This window comes from Streptomyces roseirectus, from assembly GCF_014489635.1.
Lineage (GTDB): Bacteria > Actinomycetota > Actinomycetes > Streptomycetales > Streptomycetaceae > Streptomyces > Streptomyces roseirectus.
The window spans coordinates 9645711-9658009 of record NZ_CP060828.1; the positions used below are offsets into that span (position 1 = coordinate 9645711).

The window sequence follows — 12299 nt, forward strand, 5'->3', positions numbered from 1 at the left end:
CCCCATGTCCTCAGCCCGTCTCAGCAGACGTTCCGTGATGAAGGCCGCCGCGCTGGCCGGGGGAGTGGCGGCCTTCGGGCTGCCGCAGGCCCTGTGGCCCGCCACGGCCGAGGCGTACCCGGTCCCGGCGAAGATGGAGTGGTGGTACCGGGCCAGGTTCGGGATGTTCATCCACTTCGGCTCCTACTCCCACCTCGGCCACGGCGAGTGGGCGTTCTACAACGAGAACTGGGCCAAGGCCCCCTACCAGACCCAGGTCAGCGAGCCGTTCGACCCGGCCGACTTCGACGCCGCCGCCATCGCCGAACTCGCCGCGAACGCCGGCATGAAGTACCTCGTGATCACCGCCAAGCACCACGAGGGCTACGCGATGTGGGACTCGGACGTGGCGGGCTTCACCGACACCACCGGCACCCGGCAGTACAACCTGCACGACTACAGCGGCCACCGGGCCGACGTCCTCGCGGAGCTGAAGCGCGAGTGCGAGAGCCGGGGCGTCCGCTTCGGCCTGTACTACTCGATCATGGACTGGAGCCACGGGTCCCAGGTCGCCAACCACACCACCAACTTCTCCACCATGACCCTGGCCGCCCGCGGCGCCTACATCGCCGACATGAAGGCCCAGTTGCGGGAGCTGCTGGACCGCTACGACCCCGCCGTCCTGTGGTTCGACGGCGACTGGTGCGGCAACCCGGCCACCCCCACCCCCGACGACTGGTGGATCGAGCGGGACGGCCAGGACCTGTACGACTGGCTGATCAGCCGCAAGCCCGACCTCGTCGTGAACGAGCGGGTCAAACGCGACCTCGGCCTCGGCGACTTCATGTGCCCGGAGGAGAAGGTCCCCCCGGCGCCGCTGGAACGCCCCTGGGAGACCTGCGTCACCATGAACGGCGCCTGGGGCTACAACCAGGCCCGGGAGAACTCCTACCGATCGGTGCGCGACCTCCTGCGCGAGTACGTCACCGTCGTCTCCCGCGACGGCAACTACCTCCTCAACGTCGGCCCCAAGGGCGACGGCACCCTCACCCCGGGCACCGTGAACGTCCTGAACGGCTTCGCCGCCTGGATGCGCACCTACGGCGACAGCATCCACGGCACCAGCGGCAGCCCCTTCGCCGCCGAACCCTCCTGGGGCAAGGTCACCAAGAAGGACGGCAAGCTCTTCGCCCACGTCTTCACCTGGCCCGCCGATGGCGTGCTGCGCATCCCGGCGGTCCACAACACCGTCACCCGCGCCTACCTGCTGAACAACCCCGCCGTCTCCCTCGCGTACACCGCCGGCGCCGGCACCATCGACGTCACCGTCCCGGCCGGCGCGCCCCACCCGGACGTCTCCGTCGTCTGTGTCGAGGTCACCGGCATGCCCGCCGTCCTCGCCGACGGCGTCTACCGGCTGGTGTGCGCCAACAGCGGCAAGGCCCTCGACAACGGCGACGTCACCACCGACGGCGGTCCGGTGGTCCAGTGGACCCCCAACGGCGGCACACCCCAGCAGTGGCGGCTCACCCACGCCGGGCACGGCTACTACACGCTGGTCAGCGCCCGCAGCGGCAAGGCCCTCGACAACGGCGGCGTCACCACCGAGGGCGCCAAGGCCGTCCAGCGCACGCCCGGCACCGGGGCCTCGCAGCAGTGGGCGGTCTCCGCGCTCGGCGGGGGCCGCTACAAGCTCGTCAACCGCCACAGCGGCAAGGCGCTGGACAACGGCAACGTCAGGACCGAGGGGAGCGCGGTCGTCCAGTGGACCTCCAACTCCGGTACCCCGCAGCAGTGGGGGGTGACCAGGACCGGGAACTGAGGGTTCGCGTGCACGGGCCGGCCGGCGGTACAGCCGCGCCGGCCCTTTCGCGCGGTCAGGCCCAGGCCGTGGCGAGCCGGCGGGCCATCGCGCGCAGGGCCGGCCGCGCGGGCGCGGGCGCGCCCGTCATCACCGACAGGGCGAGCGGCCCGCACAGTTCGGCGACGGCGAACCGGTCCTCCGGCACCGCGCCGAGGCGGGAGCGGACGTGGTCCAGCACGACGCGGGCCGGCGCCCCCAGCAGGTCGGCGTCGGCGACGAGACGGCCGACCTCCGGATCGTGCTGGGCTTCCCCCAGCAGCGCCCGGTAGGCGGCGCCCGCCGGTGAGGCCGTGAGGAAGGCGGCCAGCCCGGCCAGGAAGTCGGTCAACGTGCGGACCGGGTCGGCGTGGGCGGTGACGGCCAGCTCGCCGCGCGCGTCCTCGGCACAGGCTTCGACCAGGATGTGCGCCTTGGTCGGCCACCACCGGTACACGGTCATCCGCCCCACCCCGGCGCGCTCCGCGATGCCCTTCATGGTCATCGCGGAGTAGCCGACCTCCACGAGCAGATCGTCGACGGCGTGCAGGACGGCGACACGGGCGCTCTCGCTGCGCGGGCGCCCGGGGGCGACGGAACCAGTCATGCCGGACAGAGTATCGAGATATTTCGAGGCTTCATGTATCGAATCTGCTAGGGTTTCGATGCACGGAGCCTCGTTATGACTCCGACCCTCCGCACCACGGCACGACCCGGACCACCCGCGATCAGCCGAGGAGACGCAGCAGGATGCCCGACCACGACAAACACGACGACACCGACGAAGCACCCATCGCCCGGCACAGCCGCCGGACCGTACTCAAGGCGAGCGGGTTCACCCTGGTCGCCACCGGCGGTGCGCCGATCACCACCGCCCAAGACGGCGAACGACCCGCGCCACCCGCACCGACCGCCGACGTGACGCTCGACGTCAACGGCACAACCCATCACCTCACCGTCGAGGCCCGCATGACCCTCCTGGAGACCCTGCGCGAACGCCTCGGCCTGACGGGCACGAAGAAGGGCTGCGACCGGGGCGAGTGCGGCGCCTGCACGGTCCTCGTCGACGGCCGGCGCGTCAAGTCCTGCCTGACCCTCGCGGTCATGGAGGACGGCCGGGAGATCACCACCGTCGAAGGGCTGGCCCGAGGCGAGCAACTGCACCCCGTGCAGGAGGCGTTCATCCGCCGGGACGCCTTCCAGTGCGGGTTCTGCACCCCCGGACAGATCATGTCCGCCGTCGCCTGCGTCGACGAGGGCCACACGGGCTCCGACGACGAGATCCGGGAGTGGATGAGCGGCAACCTCTGCCGGTGCGGCTGCTATCCGAACATCGTCGACGCCGTACGGGACGCGGCGAGGGAGCACGCGTGATGAAACCGTTCGACTACACACGCACGACACGCGCGTCCGAGGCCGTACGCCTGGTGGCGGCCCGCCCGCAGGGCGCGTTCGTCGCGGGCGGCACCGAACTGCTGAACCTCGTCAAGGACCAGGTCGTCGCCCCGGACCTGGTCGTGGACATCAGCCGGCTCCCGCTGTCCGGCGTCGAACTGCGCGACGGCACGTTACGCGTGGGGGCGCTGGCCCGGATGCGCGAGGTCGCCGACCACGCGGACGTCCGCACGGCGTTCCCCGTCCTCGCCCAGGCGCTGCTGGCCTCCGCCTCCCCGCAGATCCGCAACCGGGCCACCATCGGCGGGAACCTCATGCAGCGCACGCGGTGCTGGTACTACCGCGACGCCGGCAGCCCCTGCAACAAGCGCGCACCCGGCAGCGGATGCCCGGCTCTCACCGGGCAGAACCGCCGGCACGCGATCCACGGCGGCAGCGGCCACTGCATCGCCGTCCACCCCTCCGACCTCGCGGTCGCACTGACGGCTCTGCGGGCCACCGTGATCGTCCTCGGCCCGCAGGGCACCCGTGCCGTCCCGCTGGAGGACTTCTACCTCCTGCCAGGCACGACCCCGCACAAGGAGACGGCACTGCGCCACGGCGAGCTGATCACCGAGGTCACCGTCCCCGCGAGCCGCCCCGCCCGCCACTCCCGCTACCTCAAGCTGCGCGACCGGGCGACGTTCGAGTTCGCCGTCGTCTCCGTGGCCGCGGCGCTGACCATGGACGACGGCGAGGTGAGCGACGCCCGCCTCGCCTTCGGGGGCATCGCCCCGCGGCCCTGGCGCTCGGCCGAGGCCGAAGAGGCCCTGCGCGGACGGCCGTTGACCGGCGCCACCATCGAGTCGGCCGCCCGAGCACTGCTCAGCGGCGCGCGACCCCGCAGGCACAACGCGTTCAAGGCCGAGCTGGTACGCCGTGCCCTGGCCGACGTCCTGACCGGCCTGGGAGGCGGGCGATGAGCCGGATCGTGGGCAGGCCCGTGCCCCGCGTCGAGGGCCGCGCGAAGGTGACCGGCGCGGCCGAGTACACCGCCGACGTGCACGTCCCCGGCGCCCTGCACGGCGCATGGGTGCTCAGCACCGTCACCCGGGGACGGATCACCCGCCTGGAGACCCGGCGGGCCGAACGCTCCGCCGGTGTGGCCGCCGTGCTGACCCACCGCACCATGCCACGCCTGACCGTCCCCGAACCGCACCTGCTGGTCAAGCGCTTCCTCCCGCTCCAGGACACGGAGATCCACCACCAAGGCCAGCCCGTCGCCCTCGTCCTCGCCGAGACCCCGGAACAGGCCCGGCACGCGGCGACCCTCGTGAACGTCTCCTACAACCACGACATCCGGCCCGTCGACACGGTCTTCGAAGACGCCCTGGACGACGCCTGGATCCCCCCACCCGAGGAGGAGCCCGGCGAGGCGCCCGTGCCCAACGAACTCACCCGAGGCGACCCCGAGAGCGCCCTCGCACGCGCCGACCTGCGCATCGACGTCACCTACACGACGCCCGTCCACCACCACAACCCCATCGAACCGTCCGCGACCACGGCCGTGTGGCGGGGCGGAAAGGTGACGGTGTACGACACCACCCAGGGAGTCACCGCCGCCCAGGAGACCATCGCCCAGGCCCTCGGCCTGCCGGTCGGGCACGTCCGCGTGATCTCGCGGTATCTCGGCGGAGGGTTCGGCTGCAAGACGCCGTGGCCGCACACTGTCCTCACCGCTGCCGCCGCCCGGGAGGCCGGCCGCCCGGTCAAGGTCGTCCTGACCCGCGCCGACTCCTACAGCCTGCACGGGCACCGCGCCCAGGCCCACCAGCGCCTGCGGCTCGGGGCCCGGCGGGACGGCACGCTCACCGCCATCGACCACGTCACCACCCAGCAGGTCTCCCGGACCGAGGACGCGTTCCTGCCCAGCGCCAGCGTCCCCACCCGCCGCCTGTACGCCTGCGCCAACGTCTCCCTCGCCCAGCGGGCGGTCCGGCTCGACCTGCCCACCCCGGCCTGGACGCGCTCGCCCGAGGTCATGCCGGCCCACGGCCTGGAGTGCGCGCTCGACGAACTGGCGTACGCGGCGGGCCTGGACCCCGTCGAGCTGCGGTTGCGCAACCACACCGCCACCGACCCCGAGACCGGCGAACCGTTCCCGAGCAGACACCTCGAGGAGTGCTACCGGCGCGGCGCCGCCGCGTTCGGCTGGCGCGAGCGCGACCCGCGCCCCGGCTCGATGCGCGACGGCCGCGTCCGCGTCGGCTGGGGCATGGCGACCGCCGCCCACAGCGCGGGCGGCATGCCCGGCGCGGCCGCCCGCGTCACTCTCTCCACCGACGGCACGGCACGCGTACGGGTCGCCACCCAGGACATCGGCACCGGCACCTACACGGTCATGTCCCAACTGGCCGCGCACACGCTGGGTCTGCCCCTGGACGACGTCGACTTCGTGCTCGGCGACACCGACCTGCCCTACGCGTCGCTGTCCGCCTCCTCCGCCACCGTCCCGGCCGTCGGCGGCGCCGTCCACCGCACCTGCACGGCGGCCCGGCAGAGGCTGATCGGCCTCGCCACCGCCGACCCGCGCTCCCCGCTGCACGGCCTGCCCGCCGACGAGATCACCGCCGAGGACGGGACCCTCCACCAGGCGGGCCGGCCCGAGCGGCGCGACAGCGTCCGGGCGGTGCTCACCCGCCACGGCCGGCCGCTCGACGTCACCACCGAGGCCCCGGCGGAGACGGGGGAGCAGTACTCCACCGGGGCTGTCTTCGCCGAGGTCCGCGTCGACCCGCTGCTCGGCCGGGTCCGCGTCACCCGCACGCTCGGCGCCTTCGACCCCGGGCGCGTCCTCAACCGCAGGACGATCCGCAGCCAGGTCGTCGGCGGCTTCGTCTGGGCGGTCGGTTTCACCCTCACCGAGCACACTTTCCTCGACACCCGGAACGGCCGGTTCGTCAACCGCGACCTCTCCGGCTACCTGCTCCCCGTCAACGCCGACATCCCCGACGTCCAGGCCCTCTTCATCGACGAACCGGACCCCACCAGCGAGGCGTTCGGCGCCCGTGGGTTCGGAGAGACACCGATGTGCGGGATGACCGCCGCGATCGCCAACGCCGTCCACCACGCCACCGGGCGCCGGATCCGCGACCTGCCCCTCACCCCGGACAAGCTCATCGCGAGCGCGTCATGAGCGACGCCTGGCAGCAGGTGGACCGCTTGTGGGGGTCGGGCACGCCCGGCGCTCTGGCCACCGTCGTCTCCGCCCACGGCTCGGCGCCCAGGCAGCCCGGCGCGATCATGGTCTGCACCCCGCGCGGGACGGTCGTCGGCGGCGTGTCGGGGGGCTGCGTTGAGGGAGCCGTGTACGACAGGGCCCAGGAGGTGCTGCGGGACGGCGGCGCGGTGCTGGAACGCTACGGGATCGGTGACGGCGACGCCGGCGCGGTCGGCCTGACGTGCGGCGGCACCATCGAGGTGTTCGTCGAACGCGTCGACCGCTCCTCCTTCCCCGAACTGGGGGTCCTCCTCGCCCACCGGCGGGCCGGCACCGCCGTCGCCCTGGCCACCCTCCTCGACGACGGCCGGGGCGGGCACCTGGTCTGCTGGGCCGACGGCACGAGCGGCAGCACCGGCAGCGGTGCCCTCGACGAGGAGATCGCGCGGGAGGCGAGACGGCTGCTGGCCCGGGGCCGCTCCGGCATCGTCCGTCCCACGAGCGGCCCCCGCGTGTTCGTCAACTGCCTGACGCCCCCGCCGCGTCTGCTGGTCTACGGCGCGAACGACTTCGCCGCCGCCCTGGCCCGGCAGGGCGCCCTGCTCGGCCACCGGGTCACCGTGTGCGACGCCCGCCCGGTGTTCACCACGCCGGAACGGTTCCCGGACGCGGACGACGTCGTCGTGGCCTGGCCTCACCGCCACCTCGCCGGCGAGGCCGAGGCCGGGCGCGTCGACGCCCGTACGGCGGTCGTGTCGCTCACGCACGATCCCAAGTTCGACCAGCCGCTGCTGACGGCCGCGTTGGGCCTGGACCTCGCCTACGTCGGTGCCCTGGGCTCGCGGCGTACCGCCCGGCGCCGGGCGGCGGCGCTGCGGGGCGCGGGGGTGCCCGAGGGGCAGCTCGCGCGCCTGAGTTCGCCCGCGGGGCTGGATCTGACCGGTGCCGGGCCGGCGGAGACGGCGCTGTCCATCTGCGCCGAGATCCTCCATCTGCGCAACGGGGGCAGCCGGAGGCGGCTGCGCGACATCGACGGGCCGGTTCACCGGGAGGCCGGGTCGCGGTGACGGAGTGAGTCGGCCGGCGTGCCCGTCTCGCGGAGGCGTCGGCTTGCGCGTTGAAACCGATCGGTTTACCTTAAGTGTAAACCGATCGGTTTCGATGTTGTGAGGAGTCAGCGAGATGACCGTCCAGACCCCCGGCCCCACCCTCCACCTGCCCGGCACCACCACCCACACCCTCGCCCCGCGCACACCCCGCGAAGGCACCCTGCGCTACCTCAAGGCGGGCACCGGCGCCCCCTTGGTCCTGCTGCACACCGTCCGCACCCAGGCCGAGCACTTCCGCCACCTGATCCCGCTGCTCACCGACCACTACACCGTGTACGCCCTCGACCTGCCCGGCATGGGGTACTCCGAGATCGTGCCCGGCGCCTCCTACGACGAGCCCGCGATGCGCGCCGGCGTCACCCGCCTGCTCACCGGCCTCGACCTGCGCGACGTGACGCTGGCCGGCGAGTCCATGGGCGCCGTCCTCGCCCTGACCACCGCCGCCGACCTGCCCGGCCGGGTCCGGCGCGTCGTCGCCGTCAACGCCTACGACTTCCCCGGCGGCGTCGCCCGATCGAGCCTCCTCGCCCGCGCCGTCGTCACCGGCGTCCTCGCCCCCGTGGTGGGCCCGTACGTCGCCAGGGTCGAACCCAAGGGCGCGCTGCGCCGGATCCTGCAAGGCGGCCTGGTCGACAAGAGCGCCCTGCGCGAGGACTACGTGGACGAACTCCTGCGCGTCGGTGCCCGCCCCGGCTACCCGGCCGTCGCCAGAGGCGTCTACCGAAACCTCCCGAGCCTCATCGCCGCCCGCTCCCGCTACCCCGAGATCGAGGCGCCCGTCCACCTCGTCTACGGCGAGCGGGACTGGTCGCGCGTGTCGGACCGGGCGGCGAACCGGCGACTGCTGCCGGACGCCGGGTTCACGCAGGTCGCGGGGGCCGGGCACTTCATCGCGCTGGAGCGGCCCGACGTCCTGGCTGACCTGCTCATCGCGCGGGCGTGACATGGGCCGGTGCACACAGTGTGCGTCCGGCCGGGCAGGCGTTACGCATCTCGTGCATGGGCGGGGCCGCCCAGGGCCGCAGGGGATCACCCCGCCGGCGATCACCGCCGCCGCCGACACCGACGAGATCAGCACCGACGTCCTGATCACCGGCTCCGGCATGCGCGGCTCCTCCGACGGCGACGTCCTCATGGCCGCCGAGGAGACCGCCCTCAACGCCACCGTCGGCCCCCCGGTCGTCGCGGCGGCCACGAACGGGGGTGCGCCCGGTGACACCCCGTGGCCCTGGCCTAGAGGCGGAGCAGGAGTTGAGCGGTCTCCCGGTACTGCCTCAGCGCGAGGTGGAGTTCGGCGGTCTGTGTCTCGGGGTCCTGGTCCTGCCAGCCCGCGCGGAGGGCACGCCGCCGCTCGGCCAGGGCGTCCATGAGGAGGGCGGTGGTCTCGTCGAAGGCGGCTTCGGCTTCCTCCAGTGATTCACGCGGAGCGTCGGGGAAGGTGTTGAGGGCCCGCCCGAGGCGCTGGACGATCTTGTCCCGTGCGTCCGACGGGAGCAGCGGTGCCGGGCCGGGCGCGCGGCGTCCCGCGAGGCCATCGGGCCCGTCCGCCGCTTGCTGAGCGCGTGTCTGGTCGTACATCGAGTTCCGCTTTCCTGTGCGTTGTGCCGGGCTTTCGGAGCGGCGTGGCGATGGGCCGTGCCGCCTGTCGGCCTCCGGCGGTGACCCGTGTGTGTCCGATACCGCTTGCGAGGCAGGCCCGGTTGTCACACAGCCGGGAGTACGGTGGAGAGAACGAGGCCCTTTTCGTATGCCGCAACCCCGACCGGTTCCGGACCGTTCGCTCGTGTTCCAGCCCTCGTGTTCCCGTGGGTCCACCAGACCACATTCCTTCCGCAGTGCGCCACCGGCTTCAGCACGACACGACCTATGGGCAGCCCCAGACTCCGGCCGCGCCATCCGCCTCAAGCCAGAGGAGTCCCGCATGCCGCACGGCCCGAATCCCTCCACGACGGCCGCACCGTCGAACCCCGCCCCGCCGCCCCCGCGTTACGACGGAACATCCCCCTTCCCACCCGAAGGACCCGCGCCCGCACGCGACGGCGGTGAACGGCTGTACGTCACGGTGACGGCCGCGATCGTCGTCCTGCCGTTCCTGGTGCTCGGCCTGGCCGGCTGGTTGCTGTGGGGGAGTCTCATCCATCCCGCCGACATCGTGCTCGCGCTCGTCCTCTACACGATCACGGGTCTCGGCGTCACCGTCGGCTTCCATCGCGGTCTCACCCACGGCGGCTACCGGGCCGTCCGTCCGGTGCGGATCGCGCTCGCGGCGGCCGGTTCGATGAGTTTCCAGGGTGACGTCATCGGCTGGGTCGCCACCCACCGCCGCCACCACGCGTTCACCGACCGGCCCGGCGACCCGCACTCCCCGTACCGCTACGGCACGCATCTGCGCGGCCAGTTGCGCGGGCTCGCGCACGCGCACGTCGGCTGGCTGTTCCGCAACGACCGCACATCCGCCGAACGGTACGCCCCCGACCTGCTGGCCGACCGCGACATCCGTGCCGTGGCCCGCGCCTTCCCCGCCCTGTGCGTCCTCACCCTCGCCGTTCCCTTCGGAGCGGGCTGGCTCATCGGCGGGACCTGGGCGCACGCGCTGACCGCCCTGCTGTGGGCGGGGCTGATCCGCATCGCCCTGCTCCACCACGTCACCTGGAGCGTGAACTCCCTCTGCCACATGATCGGCGAGCGGCCGTTCCGCACCCGGCACCACGACCGGGCCACCAACCTGTGGCCCCTCGCCCTGCTCTCGTTCGGCGAGAGCTGGCACAACCTCCACCACGCCGACCCCACCAGCGCCCGCCACGGCGTCGACCGCGGTCAGCTCGACCCGTCGGCCGCCGTGATCCGCCTGCTCGAACGGCTCGGCTGGGTGCACGACGTGCGCTGGCCCACGCCCATGCGCGTCGACGCCCGTCGCGCCTGACATCAACCACTCGCCCGTACAGGGCAGTCGGCAGGAGTTCTCATGACCACCGCGACCCAACCCCCGCCCCCCTCCCATCCCCTTCTCCGGCTGCGCCTGGCACCGCACAGCGGCATGCCCCGACCCATCGACGGAGCGTGGTGGCCCCGTTCGTACGACCTGCTCGCCGAACTTCCCCGGCTGCTGGCCGGGGTGCCGCGCGCATGGGGCCACATCACCAGCGCCACCGTCAACGGGGCGACATGGGCCGCCGCGCCCGGCCGGATGCTCGTGTCCAACCAGGTCGTACGGCTGCACCGGACCCTCACGGCATCCGCCGCGCACACCATCGTCCTGCTCGCGCCCGGCCAGGGCCGCTGGGACCTGGTGGTCGTACCGCCGGACACGACCGAGGAAGCCGCGGAACAGCTCATGGCCGCCGCGGCGGGCGGTCAGGCATGACGCGATCCGCCGGGGGGCGCGCCTCGAACCGGTGAACCAGGCGGGTGACGCCGGCGACCAGGATCAGCAGACCGCTGACGGCCAGAGAGGTGACCACAGCGGTCACCTCCCCGGGGCGCTCTGCTGATCACGGCCGTGTGCCGCGAGGACATCGCCGTCCCCGCCTGCGTCCCGTCCCGCCTGGCGGGCCCGTTCCGCCGCCATGACCGCGGCAGCCGTCATCGGCGTGCCGGTGTCCCCACTCGCGGCCGCCATCAGCCGGGCGGCCGAGGGGGCACCGGTCTCCGGCGGGATCACCAGCAGGTCCCAGCGGCCCGCGGTGTAGGACAGCAGAAGGATCTGGTGTGGATCGAGCTCCGACGTGAACCGACCGACCTCCACCACATGGCCGTTGACGAAGATCCTCGGCGGGAGGGGCGGCCAGTGGCGGGGGTTGACCGCGACACGCGTGATCCGTCCCCACAGCGGGTCGAGCACGTCCGCCAGCGCGGACAGCTCGCTCACCAGGTCGCGGGAACGAGGCCACCAGGCGCCGTCCAGCGCGGCACGTCCGCCGGCGGGGCTCTCGTCCCTCAGCGCGAGGCGCGCGGTCGGCACCCTGAAGGGAACGGCCCGTAACGGGGGACAAGAGGTGGTCGCGGACATCGTGCGGGCCTGTCTCCGGCACTGCCGCGTGAGGGCGGCCGCCCGGTGTCGTCGTTCACCGGGAACGACACCGGCACCGGGGCCGGTGCGCGAAGTGCTCCCGATGAGTCCACGCTACTCCCCGAACACGCCGGGCGGACCGTTCCCGGACGCCGTCCCGGACGAGACACGCCTCGGCGGCTCCCGCACTGCGCTTTCCGGCGGCCACCGGCCGGGGAGTACCGTGAGACGAGGAAGCCGCTCGGTTTCCGTGCCCAGAGCAGGCAGGCGAGTGCGATGTCCGACTCCGACTCCCCACGTGTGCCCGGTCTGCTGCCGGACGCCGTCCACCAAGCCGTACGGCCCGGGACGGCCGTCCTGCGGCTGGAGACGACACACGACCGGCAGGGGGTCCTCGACGGGGCCTGGTGGCCGCGCTCCCGCGACGTCGCCGTCGAGCTTCCCACCCTGATCGCCGCCCTGACCGAGCACCTCGGGCCCATCACCCGGGTCGGCCTGGACACCGACGCCTGGGACGGGCTGCCGACGCGGATGACCATCGACGGCCGGGTCGTGCGCATCGACGCCTCGCCGGTCGGCGACGACACCGTCCTCGTCACCCGGGGCGAGCGGGACCTCTTCTCGCTCCTCGTGGTCCCGCCGCACGCGACGCCCGAGGCGGCGCGCACCGCCATGGCCGAGGCCGTCCGCGCCGGCAGCGCCGCGCAGGCCGGACAACTCCTCATCGACACCGGCACCGGCACCGGGCGGGCGTCGGCACAGACATGA

At 73.2% G+C, this 12299-nt stretch carries 12 protein-coding genes; 9 read left to right on the plus strand and 3 right to left on the minus strand.

The window, feature by feature from the left end; genetic code table 11:
- The first annotated feature begins 4 nt into the window (after positions 1 to 4).
- Entirely contained in the window at positions 5 to 1801 is a 1797-nt protein-coding gene (locus IAG44_RS41570; protein ID WP_187752182.1) for an alpha-L-fucosidase, read from the plus strand.
- 55 nt (positions 1802 to 1856) lie between these two features.
- Here IAG44_RS41570 and IAG44_RS41575 read toward each other — a convergent pair whose 3' ends face one another.
- Complete coding sequence (locus IAG44_RS41575) at positions 1857 to 2426, minus strand: TetR/AcrR family transcriptional regulator (protein WP_187752183.1); 570 nt, start codon at positions 2424 to 2426, stop codon at positions 1857 to 1859.
- 143 nt (positions 2427 to 2569) lie between these two features.
- Here IAG44_RS41575 and IAG44_RS41580 point away from each other — a divergent pair, with 143 nt between their 5' ends.
- The 5 genes from IAG44_RS41580 (at position 2570) to IAG44_RS41600 (ending at position 8465) form a co-directional block, all read left to right on the plus strand.
- Positions 2570 to 3193: a (2Fe-2S)-binding protein gene (locus tag IAG44_RS41580; protein ID WP_187752184.1), complete on the plus strand. Its 624-nt coding sequence runs from the start codon at positions 2570 to 2572 to the stop codon at positions 3191 to 3193.
- Positions 3193 to 4176 (plus strand): FAD binding domain-containing protein, encoded by a 984-nt coding sequence (locus IAG44_RS41585; RefSeq protein ID WP_187752185.1) that lies wholly within the window; start codon positions 3193 to 3195, stop codon positions 4174 to 4176. Before IAG44_RS41580 ends, IAG44_RS41585 begins: the two co-directional genes overlap by 1 nt.
- Positions 4173 to 6389 (plus strand): xanthine dehydrogenase family protein molybdopterin-binding subunit, encoded by a 2217-nt coding sequence (locus tag IAG44_RS41590; RefSeq protein WP_187752186.1) that lies wholly within the window; start codon positions 4173 to 4175, stop codon positions 6387 to 6389. The genes IAG44_RS41585 and IAG44_RS41590 overlap by 4 nt, the downstream gene beginning before the upstream one ends.
- Complete coding sequence (locus tag IAG44_RS41595; protein WP_187752187.1) at positions 6386 to 7480, plus strand: XdhC family protein; 1095 nt, start codon at positions 6386 to 6388, stop codon at positions 7478 to 7480. The genes IAG44_RS41590 and IAG44_RS41595 overlap by 4 nt, the downstream gene beginning before the upstream one ends.
- A gap of 115 nt (positions 7481 to 7595) precedes the next feature.
- On the plus strand, positions 7596 to 8465 hold the full coding sequence (locus IAG44_RS41600) for an alpha/beta fold hydrolase (protein ID WP_187752188.1): 870 nt from the start codon (positions 7596 to 7598) through the stop codon (positions 8463 to 8465).
- A 290-nt stretch (positions 8466 to 8755) separates the two neighbouring features.
- Here the strand turns inward: IAG44_RS41600 and IAG44_RS41605 are convergent, their stop codons facing one another.
- Complete coding sequence (locus IAG44_RS41605) at positions 8756 to 9100, minus strand: hypothetical protein (RefSeq protein WP_187752189.1); 345 nt, start codon at positions 9098 to 9100, stop codon at positions 8756 to 8758.
- A gap of 343 nt (positions 9101 to 9443) precedes the next feature.
- On the opposite strand from IAG44_RS41605, the gene IAG44_RS41610 reads away from it, so the two are divergent.
- Together IAG44_RS41610 and IAG44_RS41615 are read left to right on the plus strand one after the other, a co-directional pair.
- Positions 9444 to 10445, plus strand: coding sequence for an acyl-CoA desaturase (locus tag IAG44_RS41610; protein WP_187752190.1), 1002 nt, complete (start codon positions 9444 to 9446; stop codon positions 10443 to 10445).
- Positions 10446 to 10487: 42 nt separating this feature from the next.
- Positions 10488 to 10886 (plus strand): DUF5994 family protein, encoded by a 399-nt coding sequence (locus tag IAG44_RS41615; protein WP_187752191.1) that lies wholly within the window; start codon positions 10488 to 10490, stop codon positions 10884 to 10886.
- A 102-nt stretch (positions 10887 to 10988) separates the two neighbouring features.
- Here IAG44_RS41615 and IAG44_RS41620 read toward each other — a convergent pair whose 3' ends face one another.
- A complete protein-coding gene (locus IAG44_RS41620; protein ID WP_187752192.1) occupies positions 10989 to 11483 on the minus strand; it encodes a DUF5994 family protein in 495 nt (164 codons plus the stop codon).
- A gap of 324 nt (positions 11484 to 11807) precedes the next feature.
- Between IAG44_RS41620 and IAG44_RS41625 the strand changes: the two genes are divergently transcribed.
- Positions 11808 to 12299, plus strand: coding sequence for a DUF5994 family protein (locus tag IAG44_RS41625; RefSeq protein WP_187752193.1), 492 nt, complete (start codon positions 11808 to 11810; stop codon positions 12297 to 12299).

Bases quoted from the DNA above. Each gene is read 5' to 3' on its own strand.
- IAG44_RS41570 (WP_187752182.1), top strand. From the start codon at position 5: ATGTCCTCAGCCCGTCTCAGCAGACGTTCCGTGATGAAGGCCGCCGCG.
- IAG44_RS41575 (WP_187752183.1), bottom strand. From the start codon at position 2,426: ATGACTGGTTCCGTCGCCCCCGGGCGCCCGCGCAGCGAGAGCGCCCGT.
- IAG44_RS41580 (WP_187752184.1), top strand. From the start codon at position 2,570: ATGCCCGACCACGACAAACACGACGACACCGACGAAGCACCCATCGCC.
- IAG44_RS41585 (WP_187752185.1), top strand. From the start codon at position 3,193: ATGAAACCGTTCGACTACACACGCACGACACGCGCGTCCGAGGCCGTA.
- IAG44_RS41590 (WP_187752186.1), top strand. From the start codon at position 4,173: ATGAGCCGGATCGTGGGCAGGCCCGTGCCCCGCGTCGAGGGCCGCGCG.
- IAG44_RS41595 (WP_187752187.1), top strand. From the start codon at position 6,386: ATGAGCGACGCCTGGCAGCAGGTGGACCGCTTGTGGGGGTCGGGCACG.
- IAG44_RS41600 (WP_187752188.1), top strand. From the start codon at position 7,596: ATGACCGTCCAGACCCCCGGCCCCACCCTCCACCTGCCCGGCACCACC.
- IAG44_RS41605 (WP_187752189.1), bottom strand. From the start codon at position 9,100: ATGTACGACCAGACACGCGCTCAGCAAGCGGCGGACGGGCCCGATGGC.
- IAG44_RS41610 (WP_187752190.1), top strand. From the start codon at position 9,444: ATGCCGCACGGCCCGAATCCCTCCACGACGGCCGCACCGTCGAACCCC.
- IAG44_RS41615 (WP_187752191.1), top strand. From the start codon at position 10,488: ATGACCACCGCGACCCAACCCCCGCCCCCCTCCCATCCCCTTCTCCGG.
- IAG44_RS41625 (WP_187752193.1), top strand. From the start codon at position 11,808: ATGTCCGACTCCGACTCCCCACGTGTGCCCGGTCTGCTGCCGGACGCC.